This window comes from Streptacidiphilus fuscans (assembly GCF_015690355.1).
Classification (GTDB): Bacteria; Actinomycetota; Actinomycetes; order Streptomycetales; family Streptomycetaceae; genus Streptacidiphilus; species Streptacidiphilus fuscans.
The window spans coordinates 248,693-269,592 of record NZ_JADPRT010000009.1 but is presented as its reverse complement, the minus strand read 5'-3'; the positions used below and the strand labels follow the sequence as shown (position 1 = coordinate 269,592).

18 protein-coding genes are annotated in these 20,900 nt (G+C 70.4%); 10 read left to right on the top strand and 8 right to left on the bottom strand.

All coding sequences use genetic code 11. The features are described 5' to 3' along the window. Window positions 1-138: 138 nt before the first annotated feature. The 4 genes from I2501_RS22495 to I2501_RS22480 form a co-directional block, all read right to left on the bottom strand. The gene (locus tag I2501_RS22495) at window positions 139-942 is read right to left on the bottom strand and encodes an RNA polymerase sigma factor SigF (RefSeq protein ID WP_328806543.1); all 804 of its coding nucleotides are present in this window, start codon (window positions 940-942) and stop codon (window positions 139-141) included. Between the two features lie 282 nt (window positions 943-1,224). After that, window positions 1,225-2,064: an RNA polymerase sigma factor SigF gene (locus I2501_RS22490; protein WP_196196042.1), complete on the bottom strand. Its 840-nt coding sequence runs from the start codon at window positions 2,062-2,064 to the stop codon at window positions 1,225-1,227. Window positions 2,065-2,260: 196 nt separating this feature from the next. Next, window positions 2,261-2,554, bottom strand: coding sequence for a Dabb family protein (locus I2501_RS22485; protein ID WP_196195950.1), 294 nt, complete (start codon window positions 2,552-2,554; stop codon window positions 2,261-2,263). Between the two features lie 109 nt (window positions 2,555-2,663). After that, on the bottom strand, window positions 2,664-2,828 hold the full coding sequence (locus tag I2501_RS22480) for a hypothetical protein (RefSeq protein WP_196195949.1): 165 nt from the start codon (window positions 2,826-2,828) through the stop codon (window positions 2,664-2,666). A 516-nt stretch (window positions 2,829-3,344) separates the two neighbouring features. On the opposite strand from I2501_RS22480, the gene I2501_RS22475 reads away from it, so the two are divergent. The 3 genes from I2501_RS22475 to I2501_RS22465 all read left to right on the top strand — a co-directional run bounded on the left by I2501_RS22475 (window position 3,345) and on the right by I2501_RS22465 (window position 6,705). Further along, on the top strand, window positions 3,345-4,262 hold the full coding sequence (locus I2501_RS22475; RefSeq protein ID WP_196195948.1) for a pentapeptide repeat-containing protein: 918 nt from the start codon (window positions 3,345-3,347) through the stop codon (window positions 4,260-4,262). A 71-nt stretch (window positions 4,263-4,333) separates the two neighbouring features. Further along, window positions 4,334-5,713 carry an acyltransferase family protein gene (locus I2501_RS22470; protein ID WP_196195947.1) on the top strand — a complete coding sequence of 460 codons (1,380 nt, stop codon included), beginning with the start codon at window positions 4,334-4,336 and terminating at the stop codon, window positions 5,711-5,713. Window positions 5,714-5,724: 11 nt separating this feature from the next. Further along, window positions 5,725-6,705, top strand: coding sequence for a transaldolase family protein (locus I2501_RS22465; protein ID WP_196195946.1), 981 nt, complete (start codon window positions 5,725-5,727; stop codon window positions 6,703-6,705). Here the strand turns inward: I2501_RS22465 and pabB are convergent. Both pabB and I2501_RS22455 read right to left on the bottom strand, forming a co-directional pair. Beyond that, the gene (gene pabB / locus I2501_RS22460) at window positions 6,656-8,776 is read right to left on the bottom strand and encodes an aminodeoxychorismate synthase component I (RefSeq protein WP_196195945.1); all 2,121 of its coding nucleotides are present in this window, start codon (window positions 8,774-8,776) and stop codon (window positions 6,656-6,658) included. The two genes, I2501_RS22465 and pabB, sit on opposite strands and share 50 nt — an antisense overlap. A 21-nt stretch (window positions 8,777-8,797) precedes the next feature. After that, window positions 8,798-9,496 carry a methyltransferase domain-containing protein gene (locus I2501_RS22455; RefSeq protein WP_236046907.1) on the bottom strand — a complete coding sequence of 233 codons (699 nt, stop codon included), beginning with the start codon at window positions 9,494-9,496 and terminating at the stop codon, window positions 8,798-8,800. 371 nt (window positions 9,497-9,867) lie between these two features. Here I2501_RS22455 and I2501_RS22450 point away from each other — a divergent pair, with 371 nt between their 5' ends. From I2501_RS22450 to I2501_RS22420, 7 genes are all read left to right on the top strand, one after another. Next, entirely contained in the window at window positions 9,868-11,742 is a 1,875-nt protein-coding gene (locus tag I2501_RS22450) for a helix-turn-helix domain-containing protein (RefSeq protein WP_236046904.1), read from the top strand. 227 nt (window positions 11,743-11,969) lie between these two features. Further along, window positions 11,970-13,313 carry a sugar phosphate nucleotidyltransferase gene (locus I2501_RS22445; RefSeq protein ID WP_196195942.1) on the top strand — a complete coding sequence of 448 codons (1,344 nt, stop codon included), beginning with the start codon at window positions 11,970-11,972 and terminating at the stop codon, window positions 13,311-13,313. A 25-nt stretch (window positions 13,314-13,338) separates the two neighbouring features. Next, complete coding sequence (locus I2501_RS22440; RefSeq protein ID WP_196195941.1) at window positions 13,339-14,040, top strand: SDR family oxidoreductase; 702 nt, start codon at window positions 13,339-13,341, stop codon at window positions 14,038-14,040. 185 nt (window positions 14,041-14,225) lie between these two features. Next, window positions 14,226-15,383 carry an IS701 family transposase gene (locus I2501_RS22435; RefSeq protein WP_196195940.1) on the top strand — a complete coding sequence of 386 codons (1,158 nt, stop codon included), beginning with the start codon at window positions 14,226-14,228 and terminating at the stop codon, window positions 15,381-15,383. Next, entirely contained in the window at window positions 15,380-16,831 is a 1,452-nt protein-coding gene (locus tag I2501_RS22430; RefSeq protein WP_196195939.1) for a maltokinase N-terminal cap-like domain-containing protein, read from the top strand. Before I2501_RS22435 ends, I2501_RS22430 begins: the two co-directional genes overlap by 4 nt. Before the next feature lie 109 nt (window positions 16,832-16,940). After that, complete coding sequence (locus tag I2501_RS22425) at window positions 16,941-17,630, top strand: mycothiol-dependent nitroreductase Rv2466c family protein (RefSeq protein WP_196195938.1); 690 nt, start codon at window positions 16,941-16,943, stop codon at window positions 17,628-17,630. A gap of 29 nt (window positions 17,631-17,659) precedes the next feature. Continuing rightward, complete coding sequence (locus tag I2501_RS22420; RefSeq protein ID WP_196195937.1) at window positions 17,660-18,583, top strand: NAD(P)/FAD-dependent oxidoreductase; 924 nt, start codon at window positions 17,660-17,662, stop codon at window positions 18,581-18,583. Between the two features lie 109 nt (window positions 18,584-18,692). Here the strand turns inward: I2501_RS22420 and glgA are convergent, their stop codons facing one another. After that, entirely contained in the window at window positions 18,693-19,883 is a 1,191-nt protein-coding gene (gene glgA / locus I2501_RS22415; protein WP_196195936.1) for a glycogen synthase, read from the bottom strand. A 47-nt stretch (window positions 19,884-19,930) separates the two neighbouring features. Further along, the gene (locus I2501_RS22410) at window positions 19,931-20,899 is read right to left on the bottom strand and encodes an aldo/keto reductase (RefSeq protein ID WP_196195935.1); all 969 of its coding nucleotides are present in this window, start codon (window positions 20,897-20,899) and stop codon (window positions 19,931-19,933) included. Window position 20,900 lies beyond the last annotated feature (1 nt).

Below are 20,900 nucleotides of genomic sequence, written 5' to 3'. Positions count from 1 at the left end.
TCCCGCGGCTGGTTGCACTGTCCAGGGGCGCGAGGAACTGCGCGACAAGCCACCGGCGTGCGGTTGGTCCTCAACGTGCAGGGCCATCCGCGCAGGGTGGTTTCTCGCGCAGTTCCTCGCGCCCCTGGCGAAGTGCAACTAGCTCTCCGAGATCAGCCCTTCCCGGAGGGTGGACAGCGTCCGGGTCAGGAGTCGGGAGACGTGCATCTGCGAGATGCCGATCTCCTCGCCGATCTGGGACTGCGTCATGTTCCCGAAGAACCTGAGCATGATGATCCGCCGCTCCCGGGCGGGCAGTCGGGCCAGCAGGGGCTTGAGGGACTCGCGGTACTCGACGCCCTCCATCGCCGCGTCCTCGTAGCCCAGGCGCTCGGCCAGCGGGCCCTCGCCGTCCTCCTCGGCGGGCGCGCTGTCCAGCGAGGACGCCGTGTACGCGTTGCCGACGGCCAGGCCCTCGACGACGTCCTCCTCGCTGACGCCCAGGCACTCGGCCAGCTCGGCGACGGTGGGGGAGCGGTCCAGGCGCTGGGAGAGCTCGTCGCCCGCCTTGGTCAGCGCCAGGCGCAGCTCCTGGAGGCGGCGCGGGACGCGGACCGACCAGCTGGTGTCGCGGAAGAAGCGCTTGATCTCACCGATGATCGTCGGCATCGCGAAGGTCGGGAACTCGACGCCGCGCTCGGAGTCGAACCGGTCGATCGCCTTGATCAGGCCGATCGTGCCGACCTGGACGATGTCCTCCATCGGCTCGTTGCGGCTGCGGAAGCGCGCCGCCGCGTAGCGGACGAGCGGCAGGTTCAGTTCGATCAGCGTGTTGCGGACGTAGGCGTAGTCCGGGTGCGCCGGCTCCAGCTCCGCGAACCGCAGAAAGAGTGAGCGCGAGAGGGTGCGGGTGTCGAGCCCGTCCTCCTCCGCGCCGGCCGCCCGAGGGGCGGGGAGGACCACAGCGCTGTGGACGCGAGCATCGGACACGCTCGTACCCCCTTCAGCTCAGCCGACGCGCTATGCAGCTCGGCGTACCTGCCATCGATGAGTCGACATGGCGACGACTCCGTACCTCCACTGGGATACCGGCGCAGCAACCCCGGCAAACCCCGCGAGGGGCAGATGTCACGGAGTGGAAACCCACTGTCACGAGCAACCAGGGGCTTTGATTTGTCCGACAATTAGTGCAATTGACGGACTGTCGACTACGCACAGCGACAGGGCCGTTGACGGCCCGTCGGGTCAGTTCTCCCAGTGGTTGCCGCTGCGCAGGCGGGCGAAGATCCGTGCGAGCAAACGGGAGACGTGCATCTGTGACATGCCGAGCTCGGTGGAGATCTGCGACTGCGTGAGATTGCCGAAGAAGCGCAACATCACGATCTGTCGCTCCCGGTCCGGGAGCTGGACCAGCAGATGCCGGACCATGTCCCGATGCTCCACATGGGTGAGGGCGGAGTCCTCGTAGCCGAGGCGGTCGAGCAGGGCCAGGCCGCCGTCGTGCTCCTGCTGTGCCTCCAGCGAGGTGGCGTTGTAGGCGCGGCCGGCGTCCAGGCAGGCGCGCACGTCCTCCTCGGGGATCCGCAGCGACGCGGCGATCTCCGGGACCTTGGGCTGGCGGCCGTGGACGACCGTCAGCTCCTCCATGGCGCCGCTGACCTGGACCCACAGCTCCTGCAACCGCCGCGGCACGTGCATGGTGCGGACGTTGTCGCGGAAGTAGCGCTTGATCTCGCCGAGGATGGTCGGCAGCGCGTAGGTGGGGAACTGGACGCCGCGGCTGAGGTCGAACCGGTCGATGGCGTTGATCAGCCCGATGGTGCCGACCTGGACGACGTCCTCCATCGGCTCGTTCCGGCCGCGGAAGCGTGCGGCCGCGTAGCGGACCAGCGGCAGGTTGACCTCGATCAGCGCCGCGCGCACCCGCTCGTGCTCCGGTGAACCGGCCGGGAGTTCGGCCAGCCGCTCGAACAGGACCCGGGTGAGTGCGCGTACGTCCACCCGGGACTGCTCGATCGCGGTGGGCAGCGTCAGTGGCTCCCCGGGCGGTTCGGGCGAACTGCCCTGCGTGCCCTGTGCCTGCATCGCCACGCCGCCCCTCGTGTGCTCCTGCGAGCCAGTCCGGTGCCAGTCCCATATCTGGCAAAACTGGTCATAGCATCACAAGCCGGTACGGATGCGGGCAAGCACCAGCCTTACGCGTGTTGGTGGAATCAGTGCTTCCGCTAAGCCACCGGAGGGAATGTCACCTCCAATGGCCCTGCGTATCGGTGACGTCTGATCAGACCTCGAAGTCCGCGATCACCCAGGTGGCGAACTCGCGCCACAGACCGGCGGCGGTCTGGTGGTCGGGGTGGGCCAGGTAGACCTGGAGCGCCTCACGGTCGTCGACCAGGCTGTTGATGGCGAAGTCGTAGGCGATGTCGCGGTCGGTGATGTTCCAGCCGAGCTGCCACTCGCGCAGCTCCTTGACGGTCTCGCCGACCTTGTCGAAGGCGGCGACGGCGGCCGGGACGCGCGGATCGTCCTTGGTGACGCCGTCGTTCAGCTTGAAAAGGACCAGGTGGCGGATCATCGCGGCACTCCTTGTCGGTTCGAGTGCCCCGAGGGTACTTCACCTGCGGTGTTGCCCGACCGGGCCGCCCAGCAGGTGGCCGGAGAGGCGGCCGGGCGGGCCGACCGGCTCACTTGATGAGGCTGGTCATGAACGTGCCGACGGCCTTCGCCGCGTTGGAGATGCCGGTGAAGCCGACCTGGACCAGATCGGCGGCACGCGTCGGCGACGTGATGATCGTGTAGAACACGAAGATCACCAAGGCCCAGGTGATGATCCTCCTGGCCTGTCCCATGGTGCCCCGCCCTCCCGTGCCGATGCCTTGCTCTCGCCGATCCCGTGCCTGCGGTCGTGCGCCGCCCATGTGCCCGTGTCCCGCGCGCCTGCGCACACCTGATGGACATTCACTCTTATGGCCGAAGCCTAGCGCTGTCGACGGCCCCGGCCGGGTTGCGCCACCTAATTGCCGCGTCAACTCGAAGGGACCTAGGTCCCTTCACAACAGGTCCAACGCTGCATGCGTCCGGCCGCGTTCCGGAGCAGAGTGGAAGACGTACCGAGCAGGTCTGGCAGGAACCGCACGGTGCGTGGATCCGGAGCCCCCGCTGTGGGATCGGTCGACGTGTCTCCCCCGGCGCGTCACCGATTGTGGGGCTCCGCCGGGGGAGCGGCCGTCCCCCTTGCTGCTCCCCCTTCTTCGTGGAGGCCCTGCTCGCGGACCTGGGTGGTCAAGACCGCGAGCAGGGCCTTTCCTCTGCCCGGGCCGGAAAACCGGGGCCTGCGGCTTCCCGGCTCTGGAAAAATCGTCCGTATGCCCGCCGAACCGCCCACCCCCGCGCCCGCACCCGAGCCGACTCCCGAGCCCGCTCCCGCTCCGGGCGCCGACCCGCTGCGCTCCGACTGCGGCAGCTGCTTCGGTCTCTGCTGCGTCGCGCTGCCCTTCGCCAAGTCCGCGGACTTCGCCGTCGACAAGCGCGCCGGGACGCCGTGCGCCAACCTGCTCGACGACTTCGGCTGCGGCATCCACGCGCGACTGCGCGACTCCGGCTACCCCGGCTGCACGGTCTTCGACTGCTTCGGTGCGGGACAGAAGGTCTCCCATGTCACCTTCGGCGGCGTGGACTGGCGGCGTGACCCCGACTCCGCACCCGCGATGTTCGCGGCCTTCCCGGTCATGCGACAGCTGCACGAACTCCTGCGCCACCTGCGGGAGGCGCTCGCCCTTGCCGCGGAGACCCCGCTGCACCCCCGCGTACGCCGCGCATACGACGACGTCGACGCGCTCACGCGCGGGGACGCGGCGGCGCTGGCCGCGCTGGACGTCGCCGCCGTGCGCGGGGGCGTGAGCGAGCTGCTGCTGGAGGTGAGCGAACTGGTTCGCGCCCGCGTGCCGGGCCGCAAGCGCAACCACCGCGGCGCGGACCTGATCGGCGCCAAGCTCGCCGGTGCCGTGCTGCGAGGCGCGAACCTGCGCGGGGCGTACCTGATCGCGGCGGATCTGCGCGGTGCCGACCTGCGCCGGGCCGATCTCGTCGGCGCGGACCTCCGCAACGCCGACCTGCGGGGCGCGGATCTCACCGACGCGCTCTTCCTCACCCAGCCTCAGCTGGACGCGGCCCGGGGTGACGCGGCCACCCGCATCCCGTCCGACCTCGCACGTCCCGCGCACTGGGCGGAGACGGACACCTTCACAGGCGGCGCACAAGTACCTGCGCGTAAGAGAAAATAGGGAGAACAGTCACTCGGACGATCGGTTTGCACGGGTTCCTCGGCAAAACGCCGCTGGGGTAGGTTCTCGGTGTGAATATCACCGGAGCGCCGCCCAAGCCCGCAAGCCGACTGGGGTGGCTGGACGTGGTCCGGGGTATCGCCGCGATCGCCGTGGTGTTCCAGCACCTCGGCTTCACGATGCTGGTGAAGCCTTCCGCCGCCGTGCACCGCCACTTCGACCTCGGCATCTACGGCGTGATGACCTTCTTCCTGGTCAGCGGGTACATCGTCCCCGCCTCGCTGGAGCGTCGGGGCGACGTCCGCGAGTTCTGGATCGGCCGCCTGTTCCGGCTCTATCCGCTCTGCATCCTCGTCTACGTGACGGCGGTCGTGTTCCTCGGCCCGTTCCACGCCGGTGGGGTCGGGCCCGCCGTCTACTCACAGCCGCTGCTCAGCTCGCTCGGCAACGCCACGATGCTGGAGGACCTGCTCGGCAGCTACAACGGTCTCTCGGTGATGTGGACGCTCACCTACGAGATGCTCTTCTACTACCTGGTCACCGCGCTCTTCGTGTTCGGCCTGCAGCGCCGCAGCGCGCCGATCGCGACCGGGCTCGGGGTCGCCGGACTGCTGCTCGGCCCGATCCTGCCGCTGGGATACCTGATCACACGGACCGGCGCGATGACGCTGACCGTGATCACCCTGGTGGTGATCGCGCTCGGCCTGACCGGCCTGCTCAGCGGACGCCGGCTGCCGACCCGGGCGGGGGCCGCGCTGCTCGGCGGCTACGCGCTGGTCCTGGTCTTCCTCAACAGCCGCTCGACCGGCTGGGAGACGCTCTTCATCCTGGCGACGATGTTCTCCGGCACCGCGATCTACCGCGCCGAGCAGCGTCAGATCCACCGTGGCTGGGCCGCTCTCGCGGTCGGCACGGTCCTGGTCTGCGGCGTGGCGGCGGGTGCCCTCTACAACACGGGCGCGAGCGTCAACCGCACCTGGACCTACGGTCCGATGTCCTGGTACCTGGCGTTCGCCGCGGCGTGGCTCACCTTCGGAGCGGGGATGCTGCTGCGCAAGCGGCGGATGCCCGCCGTGCTCACCTGGCTCGGCCGGATCAGCTACTCCAGCTACCTGATCCACGTGCCGCTGATAGCCGCTCTCTGGCTGGTGATCGCGCACTTCGGCCGTCCGCACAGCCTGCTGCAGGAACTCCCGTGGTTCTTCGCGTTCTTCGCGATCCTGCTGACCCTCAGTCAGCTGACCTACCGCTACGTCGAACTCCCGATGCAGAACCTCGGCCGCCGCGTCGCCCGCTCCCGCCGCGGCCCGTCGTCCGGCGACCCCGGCCGCCTCCCGGTCCCGCGCGCTGCGGGAGATGCGGACCGCGTCTCCGGGCCAGATCCGGTCACACCGGTCCCGACCTCACAAAGCACAAACGGAATGTCGGCAGCGGGCTTCGGGTCTCCCTAGTCTTCGTAGTCATGATGAGTCAGGAGGCCAGAGCGCTGCTCGGGCGGCTTGCCGCCGAAGGAGTCTCGCCCTGGCTGTCCGACGGCGGGGGCTCACGGACGTCGGCCGAACTGCTGCGTTCGCTGGCCGAAGAGCCCGGATTACTCGGGTTGTTCGCCGGATCGGCCGCCTCCCGGTCCGATGTCCGGGCGTTCTGCGACGCGCTGCGCGCGGTGTTCGATCTGACCGGCGGCAAGGACGGATGGGTCTCGACGGGGTTGGGGGCGCACCTCACGGATGACGCCGCGACGCTGGTCGCCGCAGCCGAGCAGGTGTGGTCCGAGGTGGACCGTCCGAACGTCCAGGTGCGGATGCCGGCGACGCCGGAAGGACAGCGGGCCCTCACGCTGTGTCTGGCCCGGGGGATCAGTGTGGAGTCCACCCCCATCCTTTCGGTGGGCCGGCTCGGCGACGTCCTGGACGCCTATGTGGAGGGTATGGAGCGCGCGTTGGCGAACGGCGTGCGCCTGGAACGGCTCGCCTTCACCGCGTCGCTGCCGATCGGACTGCTGGACGTGGCGGTCAACGCCCGCCTGGGGCGGCTGCCGGTGGGCTCCGGCGGCTCGCCCCAGGCCGACGTGGCGGCGCTCGCGGTGGCGAGGCTGGCCTATCGGGCGCGCGAGAAGCGGCTGGACGACCGCTGGTGGAGCGTGCTGCGGCGGGCCGGTGCCGCCTCGCCGCGGCTGGCGTGGATGGGCCTCAGGTTTCGGCACATCAACTCGGTCGTGGGCTGGAACACCGTCCAGGAGGTCTCCGTGGAGTCCCTGGAAGCGGCGGCTCGGGAGCACGCCCTGCGGGGGGACACCCTGCTGAACGCCTCCGGTGACGGACATCGCGCCCTGGTGGCCCTGAAGCGGCACGGGATCGACGTGGCGGAGGTCGCGTCGGCGCTGGAGTCGACTCTCACGGAGTCGTCACCGGCCGGACGAGACCCGGGAAGCACGCCCCGGTGAGGGTCAGCAGCGGCGCCGCCTTGACCCGGGTCTCCTCGAACTCCGCAGCGGGGTCGGACAGCGCCACGATGGCTCCGCCGATCCCGTAGCGGACCTGCCCCCGCGCGACCACGGCGGTGCGGATCGCGATGCTCAGGTCGGCCGCGCCGGAGAGTGAGAGATAGCCGATGGCCCCGGAGTAGACCCCGCGCGGGCCGGACTCGAGGTCGTCGATGATCTGCATCGTCCGGAGCTTCGGCGCGCCGGTCATCGAGCCGCCGGGAAAGGCTGCGCGGACGCAGTCCACGGCGCTGAGCCCCTCGCGCAGCTGGGCGCGCACCGTGCTCACCAGTTGGTGGACCGTGGCATAGCTCTCCACGTCGAAGAGCTGCTTCGCCTCGACCGTGCCGGGAACCGCGCACCGGCCCAGGTCGTGCCGGACCAGATCGACGACCATCAGGTTCTCCGAGCGGTCCTTCTCGTCGTGGCCGAGCTCCGCGGCCAGCGCGGCGTCCTGCTCCGGGGTCGCTCCGCGGGGACGGGTCCCCTTGATCGGCCGGGACTCGGCCACGCCGTCCGCGGAGACCTGGAGGAAGCGCTCGGGCGAGGTGCTGAGCACCGAGAGCTCCTCGAACTGGAGCAGGGCCGCGAAGGGGACCGGGTGCGCGCGGCGCAGTCGGCGATAGCCCTGCCAGGGATCGAGGTCGTGCTCGGCCTCGGCCATGTTGGTCAGGCAGACCTCGTAGCTCTCGCCCGCGGTGATCTCCTCGTGGCAGCGGTCGATCAGTCGCAGGTACTGTTCGCGCGGATGCCGCAGCCCGATGTCCGCCGAAGGCGTCGCAGCGACAGCGCCGGGTTCGCTCCTGAGCACTCCGGTCAGTCCGGCGAGCGCCGCCGTGGCGTCGTCCAGCCAGGCCGTGGCCTGCTCCTTCTCGTCGTCCTCGGCCAGCGCGAGCAGATGGGTCGTGCCGGCGAAGTGGTCGACGACCAGGGCCCGGTCCGCGAAGACCAGGACCGCGTCCGGCTCGGACGACCGGTGCCGCAGCTCGCCGCCGCACTGCGCCTTCAGCTCGTAGCCCAGGTAGCCGACCCAGCCCAGGGCGAAGTCGAAGGGCAGGGCCGGCAGGTCCGTCCGGATGCGGCGCAGGTCCTGGTCGAGCCAGTCCAGCAGGTCCGCGGCGACGACCTCGGTGGCGTCGACGGATTCCACGGTCACGGTCCCGCTCCAGACGTCCGCTCGCACGGTCCTGGCGAGCGGACCTGAGGCGTCGCCCATGACCGAGAACCGGCCCTGGACCGGGTCCGGACGGCTGCTGTCGAGCCAGTAGGAGTTCTTTCCGCCTCGGAACAGCCGGTCGTAGGCGACTTCGGCGTCCCACCGGGTGGGCAGCTGCCTGGTGAGCACCCGGAGCCGCCGACGGACCGGGGCCGGCGCGACGGCAGCGGTGGCAGCGGTGGCGACGTCAGCAGCGGCGGCTGCGACGGGACGGCGGCGACCACGGGTCCGTGACGCCCGCCACCGGGCAGTCAACTCGGCGAAGTTGGCCAGCAGGTCGTGTCCGTACTGGGTGCAGATCGACTCGGGGTGGAACTGCACGCCCCACATCGGTCGCTCCCGATGCCGCAGTCCCATCAGCACCCCGTCCGGGGTCCAGGCCGTGGCCTCCAGCACGTCCGGCAGGTCGGAGACGGCCAGGGAGTGGTACCGGACCGCCTCGAAAGGGGAGGGGAGGCCGGCGAAGAGGCCCTCCCCGTCGTGCAGGACCGGCGACGTGCGCCCGTGCCGCGGCTCGGGAGCGAGCCCGACCGTGGCCCCGTGTGCCAGGCCGATCCCCTGGAAGCCGAGGCAGATGCCGAGCACCGGCAGGTCGGCCCGCTCCAGGATCTCGCGGCAGATGCCGAAGTCCGCGGCGCGCCCCGGAGTGCCCGGTCCCGGGGAGATGACGACGCTGTCGTACTCCTCCAGGTGTTCCGTCCGCCAGGTGGGGGCGTCGTTCCTGACCACCTCCGGCTCGTGGCCGGTCACTTCGGTGAGTTGGTGGAAGAGGTTGTAGGTGAACGAGTCGTAGTTGTCGATGAGCAACGTGCGCATGCTGTTCCCCCCGGGGCATGCTCAGTCGGCGACGGCCGAGATCTCCAGCAGCAGGTGCTCGACGACGTGGTCGCCGTACTCGGACTCGCGCGCCTGGATGGACTTCAGGGTGCGCAGCTCGCGCCCGCAGTCCGCCGCCAGGCGGTGCAGTTCGGCGAGGTCCCCTCGACTGCTGAAGTGGAGCAGCGCTGATCCACCGTCAGTCGTCCGCTTCGGCGCCTCGGTCAGGTAGACGCGGTGGGCCCGGTAGTCGGCGTCCACGTAGGCGGCTTCGTGCAGGCTCTTGTAGACGTAGTCCTTGGGCGCGCGGACGTAGTTGGAGCTCCAGAAGACGGTGTCGAACCGCTCGCCGTCGGCCAGTTCGGAGAAGAGGTCTCCCTGGAGCACGGTGACCCGGTCCTGGACGCCGTGGCGCGCGGCGTTCAGCCGGGTGTTGGCCACGGCCTGCGGATTGATGTCCGAGCCGACCACCCGCCCCTCGCCGGTCAACGCGGCCATCACCACGGCGACGCCGGCTCCGCAGCCGATTTCCAGAAGGGAACCATTTCGTCCGGATGTCGAAATGTCCGTCAATCCGAGGAATTCCAGCGAAACTCCGGTCGACGGCGAGTACACCGGGGCGAAGACCTCGTCGAGGAGGTCCCACTCGCGATCGCACATCTCGAAGACCTTCGGCCGGTCCTCGCGGGTCAAGGAGAGGTTGCTTCTCTCCAGGGACAACTCAAAACTCTGGACCAGTGACATTTTCCCCCCAGCATCCTGTGTCCCTCGCTCCTGTGGTGTTGGGCGCCACGTGCGTCGGGACACCGGAACCCTGCCACGGCCGATGAAGCGCCAGAAAGGTGCCCCGGCAACAAAGCTCTACCGCGCAATAGTGGCCGCAGCACAATTTGGCCCCCCTGACCAGCCAGTTCTTCGTGCGGGGAACAGTTGACCACGTCATGTGGGGCCGCCTACGTTGGCTTCGACGGGGAGTGCAACTAGGTGCAGAAGGCAAGGAGATTGACGGGATGCCTCGCGTGAACCCGAGTTCGGAGGACGGGGCGCTCCGATTCCTTCAGTTTCTCGCCGAAGACGCTCCTCTGACGGATATGGAGGAGTTTGTCAGAACTGCTCGAGCGGCCGACACGCCGCCGCAGACGTTGGCGCGGCTCACCCGGGCCGAGGAGTTGGCCCAGCAGATCAACAGCAAATTCACACACCGTCAGCAACGCGAGGCGAGCCTTTCCACACTTCTGGACACGGCCCGTGAGCTCGCCCTCCGCTCCGACCTCGACAGCCTCCTCAACGTCGTGACCCGACGCACCCGGCTGCTGCTGAATCTGGGGATGTCCTGGGTCGCGTTCCACGACGTCGAGGACGGCAACTCGTACGTACGCGCTGTGGACGGGCACGCCTCCTCGATCACGGTCGGGTTCCGCATTCCCGACGCGGGCGGGCTCGGCAACACGGCGGTCAACCAGGGGGCTCCGGTCTGGTCGTCCGACTACCTCTCCGACGAGCAGTTCCCCCACTCCGGGGTGATCGACGGTGTCGTCAGGGCGGAGGGGCTCCGATCGCTCATCGCGATCCCCCTGGTCACCGAGCGGAGCCGGATCGGCGTCCTCTACGGCTCGGACCGCAACGTCCGGCACTTCAGCCCGGAGGAGATCGCGCTGATGTCGGCGCTGAGCGACCTCGCCTCCGTGGCCATCGAGCAGGTCCGGATGACCGACCAGGTCCGGTCGAAGGCCGCCGAGCTCGAGTTCAGCACCGACCAGGCCATGCGCGCGTACACCTCCGCCCGGCAGGACCTCGAGTTCCACGGCCGGATGACCGACCTGCTGCTGGGCGGCTGCAGTCTGTCCACCCTGCTCGCTGAGGCAGCGAACCAGCTGGACGCAGCGCTGGTGGTCCGTGACCCGATGGGCCGGGACCTCGCCTCGACGGCGGACCTCTCCGGCGCCGACGAGGCCGATCTCGCCGACGCCACGCTGGACGCGCTGGCGAGCGGCGAACTGGTCCGGGCCGGCGACCGGCTCTGGGTGCACCCGATCAACGCCGACCAGGAGCGACTGGGCACACTGATCCTGCGCGCCGACTCCAGCCCGGCCGGCCACCAGTTGGGGCTGCTGCCCTCCACTGCCCGGACCGTGGCGGTGCTGCTGCTGATGCAGCGGAGCACCACCGCGGCCGAAGGCCAGGTCAGGGACGACTTCCTGAGGGATCTGCTGAGCGCGTCGGCAAGCCCCGAGCAACTGGAGGAGCGGGGTCGCCGGCTCTCCGTCGACCTGGCGCAGCCCCACGTCGTGGTGGTGGTCCGACCCGAGGGCGGCACCCAGGGGCGGGCCGTGGTGTGGGCGTCGGCCCATGCCAACCGACTGTCCGGGCTGACCCACGTCGTCGGAGGCTGCATCGTGCTGCTGCTGCCGGGGACGGATGCCGACGCCGCCGCACAGGCCATCGTCAAGGAGCTGACGACGGTGCTCGGACACCCGGTCACCGCGGGCTCCGCGGGGCCGATGACCGGGGCCGGGGCGGTCCAGCGCACCTACCAGGAGGCGCGGCGCTGCCTGGAGGCGCTCACCGTGCTCGGCTGCACCGGAACCGCCGGCTCGAAACGGAAGTTGGGCTTCCTCGGCCTGCTGCTCTCCGACAACTGTGACGTCACCAGCTTCATCCAGGACACCCTGGGGTCGGTCCTGGACTACGACGTCCAGCAGGGCACCGACCTGCTGCGCACCCTCAACGCCTACTTCGCCGCGGGCAACAGCCCCACCCGTGCGGCCGAGGCCCTGCACGTGCACACGAACACCGTCGCGAGACGGTTGGAGCGGATCAGCGAACTGCTGGACGGCGACTGGCAGGAGCCGGGCCGGGCGCTGGAGATCCAACTGGCCCTGCGGCTGCACCGGGTGAGGCACATCCTGCGGCCGAAGAACCCGACGGAGCCGCCGAAGCGCCCCGCCGAGCGCGGCGGGAAGTAAGCGCCGGGAAGTAGCGGCGGCACTTCCGGCGGTTCCGCCCGCACACCCTGTGTCGCTCACCGTGTGCGGTGATCTTTCTCGACATGCCCCAGGTGCCGCCAGCACCGCCGCGCCGACGAACGCTGTGCTCGGCGCACCTGCCTGTCACGCCCTCGAACCCGCAGTGTTGATGAGGTCAACCGGTCCTTGAACGGACCAGGAGACTGACTCAACTCGAAGGGGACGTGATGAGTTCAGGCGAGGACGAGATCGTCGGCATCATTCTTGCCGGGGGGCGGGGCGAGCGCGCCAAGCCGATCACCCTGAAGTCTGCGGACTACATCCGCAGCAAGGCGCTCATCCCGTTCGCAGGGCGACGGTTGATCGAGTGGGTGCTCGACGCCTGTCGGGAGCAGGGGCTTCGCCGGTTCTACGTGGTGACCCACGGCCTGGAGAACCGCAACCAGATCAAGTTGCTGCTCGGTCACGGGGAACGGTACGGCGTGGAGATCAGGTACTCCCGCTCCCGCTTCGACCGCTACAACGTCGGCTCCGCCGGAGCCACGCTGCACAACCTCGAGCACTGGGACCTGCAGGGGCGCGCGTTGATCCTGCCGGTCGACTCCCTCTTCGACTTCGATGTCGCCGAACTGGCCGAGACCCACCGGGCGTCCCAGGCCCTGGTGACTCTGGCGACGGTGGAACGGACCGCGGCGGAGGTCGTCGGCAAGTACGGGGTGATGCAGACCGACGAGCGGGGGCTGGTGACCGGCTTCGTCGAGAAGCCCGACGAGGAACGCCTGCGCGCGCTGTTCCCCCGGAGCGTCGAAGAGGCCGGGGCCACCCTTCCCACGAACGCCGGGATGTACCTCGTGGACTGCGGCCGGCTGCGGTTGCTGGCCCGCGAGCCGGAACTGCTGAGGCAGTCCCACCAGCGGCTCGACTGGGGCGGCGACCTGTTGCCGCGGCTGGTCGCGCGCGGCGAGGCGGTGGCTCTGCACACCATCAACCGGCTCGGCGACCTGGGCAACGTCCCGGACTACCTGGGCACCCTGCAGCACGTCCTGGACGGCGAGTACAGCCAGATGAACCGGCTGATGGACGCGCCGGACGAGCCCGGCGCCCGCAGTTGGATCCACCGGAGCACGTTGCTGGCCAAGGACGACGTCACCGGCACCACCCTCGCCCAGAAGATCGACGAGGGCTCGGTGGTGATCGGCCCGGGAGTGCGGATCGGCCGCGAGGTGGAGATCGGCCCGCGGGTGCGGCTGGAGCATGCGGACATAGGCGACGGAGCCGACGTCCGGGAGGGCAGCACCCTGCTGCGGACGGCGTGCGGGGAGTCCGCGCTCATCGGGCCCTACGCGCAGATCAGCGACAGCTACATCGGCCCGATGGTGGAGATCCGCTCCGACCTGCACCATCCGGCCACGCTCGAAGGCTATTCGGCCGTGGGCGACGGCGCGGTGGTGTCCGCCGGGTCGCGATTCCACGGAGTCACCGTCTATCCCGGCCTCCGGGTGCCCGCACTGGCCGGGCTGCCCGCCGAGACCCAACTCAGAACCGCCGACGACATCCTCCGCTGGATGTGAACGGCAGACCTACGGGAGGCAATCGATGAACAGCCCACTCGCCGTCATCGGCGGCGCCGGCCGGGTCGGCGGCCTGGTGGCCAGGCGGCTCGCGGAGGAGGGCGCCCGGGTGCGCGTCGTGAGCCGCAACCCGCGGCACGCCCCGCAACGGGTGCCGTCGGGCGTGGAGGTCTTCGAGGCGGACGTCCGTGAGGCCGACACCCTGCGCGTCGCCCTGCGAGGCTGCGCCGGAGTGGTCTTCAGCGTGGAGCCCGGCACCGCCGAGTCGGGCCCGGACAGCCCGGAGTCCACGATGTACGACGGGGTCCGCAATGTGCTCGCGGCGGCCACGGCGGAGGGGGAGCGTCCCTACTTCGTCCTGGTCAGCCAGATCTTCGTGACCCGCAGGGAACACCCGATGAACGCCTACGGCAGGTTGCTCGACTGGCGGTTGCGCGGCGAGGACGCGGTGCGTGAGTCGGGTCTGCCCTACACGGTCGTCCGCCCGAGCTGGCTCACCGACGAGCACTTCGCCGGTGAGCGCGTCCGGCTGGAGCAGGGCGACTCCGGCCAGGGATGGGTCAGCCGGGCCGACGTCGCGGAGGCCTGCGTCCAGGCGCTCCGCAGTCCCACGGCGGAGAACCGCACCTTCGAGCTCTACAACGAGCCCGGCGCCGTCTCCGAGGACTGGACCGGAAGGTTCGCCAGACTCGCGCCCGACCGGGTGCTGACCCGGGCGGCCTACTGAGGCCCGAAGGCCTCCCGCCCGCCCGCCCGAATCCTGTGTGTTTCTCCTCGGCATCACCGTCACAGTGACCTTCGTGTACGAAGTCTGACCTTCGTTCACGAAGTCCCTGCTGCCACCGGCCGGATGCCCTCCAACAGATGTGAAAGGCAGGGCCAATGGCCGGCGACCAGCACAAGAGAACACGTGTGTCGTCCCTGGATGTGGTCGACGAGGTCATCGAGAAGACGCTCGCCTCCATTCCGCGTAGTGACCAACGCCGCTGGGGCGACATGTACGTCCGCGGGCTGCTCGCCGCCGAAGGTAAGAAGACGGTGCGCTCCCTGGCGAACTGGGCGGGTCGGAGCTTCGAGCAGAATCTCCACCAGTTCATCAGCAAGTCACCGTGGGACAGCGGCTCGGTAAGAATGGCGCTGGCCCACCATATGCACCGGGCCGCCCTTCCCCGGGCCTGGGTGGTGCAGCCGCTGGTGCTGACCAAGATGGGGCGGCATTCCGTCGGCGTCGACCGGCAATTCGTCGCCGAATTCGGAAGGGTGGTGAACTGCCAGCAGGGGGTGGGTGTCTGGCTCGCCAACGAGCAGGTGAGCTGCCCGGTGGACTGGCGCATTTCGCTGCCCGCAGGCTGGATCGAGGAGCCGGATCTGCGGCAGCGGGCCGCCATTCCCGAATTCGCGTGTTCGGACACGCTGGAGCAGTGCGCCGTCAAGGCCGTGGTGCGGATGGCCGTCGAATGGGACCTGCCGCGCCGCCCGGTGGTCATGGACCTGCGCGAGGGCGACCCGCGGCTGACCTGCCAGATACTGACGGATCATCAGATCCCTTTCGTGGTGCGCGTCGACGACCCCGAGAGGCTTGTCGCGGCCAGCTCCCGAGGGCTGCGCTCCGACCACGGCTACGGCGCCCACCACGCCGACCCGGCCACCACGCTGATCTCCATGGTGCGGCAGCAGCGGCGGCCTGTGGAGTGGCGGAACCACGGCGCCGACACGATCCACAGGACGGCCGTGGGCTCCGTCGCGGTCCGGCCGCTGAGCCGTCGGTCGCAGACGTCCCGATCGCACGAGGAGGATCTGGTCCTGCTCGGCGCCTGGGCCAATCCCGCGGACCGTCGCCCCCACGAGTTCTGGCTCAGCAACCTGCCCCGTCTCCCGCTCGGGACGCTCTACCGCACGGCGATGCTGAGCCGACGGGTCGAGCGGGACCTGGCCGAGGTGAGTGATCCGCTGGGCGTGCGCGACTTCGAGGGGCGCTCCTACCCCGGCTGGCACCACCACATGACCATGGTCTCCCTCGCCCACGCCATCACCGTGCTCTGCGGCAGCGCCCAGGCGTCCGCCGCATGAGCGTCCGACCGCCCGGCGGAGCGGAGTTCCGCGAGGATCTGCGGCTGCTGCTGCCGCCGTGGCTGGTCCGGCAGCGATGGTTCGCCGGCAAGCAACAACAGGCCCTGCCCACGCTGGACCAGGTGCACGTCACCGCGCTCGGACCGGGACACCCGGCGCTGTTCCAGGTCACGGTCGGCTGCGGCCCCGGCGAGTGGTACCAACTGCTGGTCGGCGTCGGCGACATGCCGCCCGGAGTGCCCACGGAAGCGCGCATCGGCCGGGGCGCGGGTCCGCTGACGGGGGAGTTCGACTACTACGAGGCCACGGCCGACCCGGAACTGATGGGGCGTCTGCTGGAACTGCTGGCCGGCGCCGACGGGCAGGGGCCGGTCGAGCTGAGGCGGACGCCGGGGTGCGTGATCCCGCTCGGTCTGACCGCCGAGGTCAGCCGTGCGGAACAGAGCAACACCTCGGTCATGTTCGGCCGCACCCTGGTGCTCAAGGTGCTGCGTCGGCTGGTTGTCGGGGACAGCCCCGAACTGGAGCTGCTCGGCGCGCTGCACCGGGCGGAGGGGGTGCGCAGCGCCGATCTGATGGCCTGGATGCAGCTGTCGTCCGACGTGTTGGGGGCACCGGTCACCCTCGCGATCCTGCAGGAGTTCATCCCTTCCCGGGGCGACGGCTGGGGCATGGCGGTCGAGCAGGCCCGCGACTGGATCACCGCCACGCCGCGTCCGGACCGACCCGGCCTTCCGTTCACCACGGAGTCACGCGGTCTGGGCCGGGCGACCGCCGAGGTCCACGCGGCGCTGGCCGCGCAGCTGTCCACCCGGACGCCGACCGCCGCGGAGGCCGACGACCTCGTCGCCTCGGCCGTCGCCCGGCTGGAGTCCGCACTGGCGGATGTCCCGCAACTGCGGCCCTACGAGCAGCGGTTGCGGGCGATCCAGCGGGATCTCGGCGAGGCCGTCCGGCATCCCGGGGCGCTGCCGGTGCAGCGGGTGCACGGTGACCTCCACCTGGGGCAGGCACTTCGGGCGGAGAGCGGCTGGGTGCTCATCGACTTCGAGGGCGAACCGGGCCGGACGCCGGAGGAGCGGCGACGGCTCCACCCCGCGCTTCGCGACGTGGCCTCCATGCTGCGCTCCTTCGACTACGCCGCACAGCAGGCGATGGCGGCGGGTCCGGCGACCGGTCCGAGCCGCGAGGCCCAGGAGCGCCGTGCCGCCGACTGGGTCGGGCGCAACCGCCGGGCCTTCTGCGCCGGCTACACCGCGGCGCGCGGGGCGGACCCCGAACGCCATCCGGCCGTGGTCAGGGCGTTCGAGGCGGACAAGGCGGTCTACGAGGCGGTGTACGAGGCCCACAACCGTCCCGCCTGGCTGCCGATCCCGCTGCGGGCCATCGACCGGCTCACCGCGTCACCGCTCGCGGGCCCGACGCTCACCGGCGCGGGTCGTCCCTGAGACCCGTTTCGCCACCCTTTCGACTCCGACCGACTCGACATCGCCCGACTCGACATCGCCCGACTCGACATCGACCGACTCCGACCGACTACGACGACGAACGGACACCATGAACAGGTTCTCTGGACAGCAGACCTTGAACCCGGCGGCGAACCCAGCGGTGAATCCGCCGGAGCGTCTGGTCGCGGAGTTCTGGTTCGACCCGATCTGCCCCTGGTCCTGGCAGACCTCGCGCTGGATCCTCGAGGTCGAGCGGCTGCGCCCGATCACCATCCACTGGAACGTGATGAGTCTGGCGCTGCTCCAGGACAGCCCCCGGCTGCCGCAGGCCTACCGGCAGAGCCTGTTCGAGGCCCGGGCCCTGGCGCGGGTCTGCGTCGCCGCGCAGGCCGAGCACGGGGACAAGGTCCTCGGCCCGCTCTACACGGCGCTCGGCACCCGGCTGCACGACCGGCGCGTCCAGCCGACCGTGGCCATGGTGAGCAGCGCCCTGCGGCAGGCCGGACTTCCGCAGGCGCTGGCCGACGCGTTGGAGTCGGCGGAGTACGAGGAGGCCCTGCGCGCCTCGCACGGAACCGCGGTCGCCCTGGCCGGCGAGGGGCTCGGCACTCCCGTCATCGCGCTGCACGCGCCGGAGGACTCCGGCGCCGCGCCGGTCGCGTTCTTCGGCCCGGTCGTGAGCCCGGTCCCGCGCGGCGAGGCCGCAGCGCGGCTCTGGGACGGGCTGGCCCTGGTCGCCTCCGTCCCCGGGTTCACCGAACTCAAGCGGACCCGGGCGCACATGACGGCCCTCAGCTGAGGACGGTCCCGAGAGGAAAGGCGGAATCCTTGCCACAGAACACAGTTGACGCGGCCGTCATCGGCGGCGGGCCCGCGGGACTGTCCGCGGCGATCTATCTGGCCCGGTACAACCGCGAGGTACTGGTCTTCGACACCGGGCACGGCCGCTCCACCCATCACCAGGTCAACCACAACTACCTGGGCTTCCCTGACGGGATCGCCACGGTCGACCTCCGGAAGCTGGCCGAGGAGCAGTTGGCCCGCTACCCGAACGCCGGCATCGCGCACCACCGGATCACCGACGTCCGTGGCGACGCCGAGCGGGGATTCACTCTGTACGCGCAGGGCGGCAGTTGGCGTGCCCGCACGCTGTTGCTGGCCACCGGGGTGCTGGACCACTTCCCGCACTTCCCGGGTTGGGAGGCCTACGTCGGGCGCTCGATGTTCTGGTGCATCACCTGCGACGGCTACGAGAACCGCGGTCGCCGGATCCTGGTGGTGGGCCACACCGACGCCGCCGCCGGTGAGGCCATGCAGCTGCACGCCCTCACCGACCGCGTGCAGCTGTTGACGAACAGCCGGGCCGACGGGATCAGCCCGCGGTTCCGCCGTCGTCTGGAGTCCGCGGGGATTCCGGTGATCCACGACCGGATTCTGGGCCACGAGGGCGATGACGGCCTGCTTCGGGCGATCACCACCCACGGCGGTCTGCGGCTCGAACTCGACGCGCTGTTCAGCATCCAGGGGGCCACCCCGGAGACCGTGCTGGCCGGCAAGCTCGGGGTTCGGCTGGCCGACACCGGCTACGTGGCCGTCGACACCGAGCAGAAGACCTCGGTGGCCGGCGTCTACGCGGCCGGGGACATCACCGCGCTGCACTCGCACCAGGTCACCGCGGCGGTCCACGAGGGGGCGCAGGCGGCGTCGGCCGCCAATTACTTCCTCTATCCTCCGGAGCTCAAGGCCGACTGACCGTCGGCAGGAACGGCCCTCGACAGGAACGGCCGCCGACGGGAACGGCAGTGGGGGTGACGCCAGGCGCGTCACCCCCACTGCCGTCCGTGCCGGGTCCCGGCTGTACTCAGTCCCGGCCGAGCACGGACCGGTAGATCTCGTGCGTGCGCTCCGCGGCCCGGCGCCAGCTGAACTGCTCCACCGCCCGGGAGCGGCCGGCCGCACCCATCGTGCGGACCAGCTCCGGGTCGCCGAGCAGGGTGTTGACGGCCGCCGCGAGATCCTTGGTGAAGCGCTCCGGGTCCAGCGGGGTGCCGCTGCCGTCCTGCTCCTGCTCGATCGGGACGAGCAGACCGGTCACGCCGTCCTCGACGACCTCCGGGATCCCGCCGGTCGCGGTGGCGACCACGGCCGTCCCGCAGGCCATCGCCTCCAGGTTGACGATGCCCATCGGCTCGTAGAGCGAGGGACAGACGAAGATCGTGGCCCAGGTCATCAACTGGCGCACCAGGGTCGGCTCCAGCATGCCGTCGATCCGGAAGACCCCGCTGCGGGTCCGGCTGAGCTCCGCCACCAGGGCGGCGGTCTCCTCGGCGATCTCCGGGGTGTCCGGCTGCCCGCAGCAGAGCACCAGCTGCGCCGCCGGGTCCAGCTCGAAGGCGGCGCGCATCAGCTGCGGCAGGCCCTTCTGCCGGGTCACGCGTCCGACGAAGAGCACGATCGGCCTGGCCGGGTCGATGCCGAACCGGTCCAGCGCCTCGGTGCCCCGGTCCGGCCGGTACGCCGTGGGGTCGATCCCGTTGTGCACCACCCGCACCCGGTCCGGATCGACCGTCGGATAGACCGTCAGGACGTCCCTGCGCATTCCCTCCGACACCGCGATCACCGCGTCCGCGGACTCGACCGCGGCCCGCTCCACCAGCGAGGAGAGCGCGTATCCGCCGCCCAACTGCTCCGCCTTCCACGGCCGGAGCGGTTCCAGGCTGTGCAGGGTCACCACGTGCGGGGTGCCGTGGAGCACCTTCGCCAGATGACCCGCCGCGTTCGCGTACCAGGTGTGGCTGTGCACGACGTCGGCGCCCGCGCAGTCGGCGGCCATCTCGACGTTGGCCCCGAGCGCCCGCAGCGCCGGGTTGGCTCCGGCGGCCAGCACGGGCTCCCGGTAGGCGGTCACGCCCGCCTCGTCCCTGGGCTCGCCGAAGCAGCGCACCCGCAGGTCCAGCCGGGGGCGCAACTCCCGTGCCAACTCCCTGGCATGGACGCCCGCTCCGCCGTACACCTCCGGCGGGTACTCCTTGGTGAGCAGATCGACCCGCATGGCAGCCCCCTCCTGGTCGGACGTCAGCTCGGACTTCGATGGGGACGTCAACGACGAGCGCCGACGGTGCGGCCCGCCACGGTGTCGAGCCGCTCCAGGTCCGCCGGGGACAGCACCAGTTCGGCCGCTGCGGCGTTCTGCTCCAGGTAGGCGACGCGCTTGGTGCCGGGGATCGGGACGATGTCGTCGCCCTGGGCGTGGACCCAGGCCAGTGCGACCTGCCCGGGCAGGACCTCCTTCTCGGCGGCGACCGAGCGGATGGTCTCGACGATCGCCTGGTTCGCGTCGAAGGCGTCCTCGTGGAAGCGGGGCATCCCACGGCGCATGTCGTTGTCGGCGAAGGAGCCCGTCGAGGTGATCGCGCCGGTCAGGAAGCCGCGTCCGAGCGGGGAGAAGGGCACCAGCCCGATGCCGAGCCGGCGGGCCGTCGGCAGCACCGACTCCTCGACGCCCCGGGTCCACAGCGAGTACTCGCTCTGCACCGCCGAGACCGGGTGCACGGCGTGCGCCCGCTCCAACTCGTCCGCGGTCACCTCGGAGACGCCGATGTAGCGGACCTTGCCGGCCTTGACCAGGTCGGCCAGGGCGCCGACCGACTCCTCGATCGGCGTCCTCGGGTCCACCCGGTGCAGGTAGTAGAGGTCGAGGTGGTCGACGCCGAGCCGGTTCAGCGACTCGTCGCAGCAGCGTCGCACGTAGTCGGGGTCCGCGCGCAGCTCCATGCCCGATCCCGGGCGGACGTCCACGATGCCGCACTTGCTGGCCAGCACCACCTCGTCCCTGCGGCCCCGGATCGCGTGGCCGATGAGCTTCTCGTTCGCGCCGACGCCGTACAGCCCGGTGGCGCCGTAGACGTTGGCGGTGTCCAGCAGGGTGATGCCGAGGTCGAGCGCCCGGTGCACCGTCTCGATGGACGTGATGTCGTTGGCGACGCCGTAGGACTGGCTCATCCCCATGCAGCCGAGGCCTTGTGCGGAGACCCGCAGTCCCTGACGTCCCAGGTCGCGCTGAAGCATC

What these genes read in the sequence shown, in the direction of transcription:
- I2501_RS22445 (WP_196195942.1), top strand. Translation starts at nt 11,970, where the DNA reads ATGAGTTCAGGCGAGGACGAGATCGTCGGCATCATTCTTGCCGGGGGG.
- pabB (WP_196195945.1), bottom strand. Translation starts at nt 8,776, where the DNA reads ATGCGCACGTTGCTCATCGACAACTACGACTCGTTCACCTACAACCTC.
- I2501_RS22475 (WP_196195948.1), top strand. Translation starts at nt 3,345, where the DNA reads ATGCCCGCCGAACCGCCCACCCCCGCGCCCGCACCCGAGCCGACTCCC.
- I2501_RS22450 (WP_236046904.1), top strand. Translation starts at nt 9,868, where the DNA reads ATGGAGGAGTTTGTCAGAACTGCTCGAGCGGCCGACACGCCGCCGCAG.
- I2501_RS22410 (WP_196195935.1), bottom strand. Translation starts at nt 20,899, where the DNA reads ATGCTTCAGCGCGACCTGGGACGTCAGGGACTGCGGGTCTCCGCACAA.
- glgA (WP_196195936.1), bottom strand. Translation starts at nt 19,883, where the DNA reads ATGCGGGTCGATCTGCTCACCAAGGAGTACCCGCCGGAGGTGTACGGC.
- I2501_RS22485 (WP_196195950.1), bottom strand. Translation starts at nt 2,554, where the DNA reads ATGATCCGCCACCTGGTCCTTTTCAAGCTGAACGACGGCGTCACCAAG.
- I2501_RS22440 (WP_196195941.1), top strand. Translation starts at nt 13,339, where the DNA reads ATGAACAGCCCACTCGCCGTCATCGGCGGCGCCGGCCGGGTCGGCGGC.
- I2501_RS22465 (WP_196195946.1), top strand. Translation starts at nt 5,725, where the DNA reads ATGATGAGTCAGGAGGCCAGAGCGCTGCTCGGGCGGCTTGCCGCCGAA.
- I2501_RS22480 (WP_196195949.1), bottom strand. Translation starts at nt 2,828, where the DNA reads ATGGGACAGGCCAGGAGGATCATCACCTGGGCCTTGGTGATCTTCGTG.
- I2501_RS22425 (WP_196195938.1), top strand. Translation starts at nt 16,941, where the DNA reads ATGAACAGGTTCTCTGGACAGCAGACCTTGAACCCGGCGGCGAACCCA.
- I2501_RS22490 (WP_196196042.1), bottom strand. Translation starts at nt 2,064, where the DNA reads ATGCAGGCACAGGGCACGCAGGGCAGTTCGCCCGAACCGCCCGGGGAG.
- I2501_RS22430 (WP_196195939.1), top strand. Translation starts at nt 15,380, where the DNA reads ATGAGCGTCCGACCGCCCGGCGGAGCGGAGTTCCGCGAGGATCTGCGG.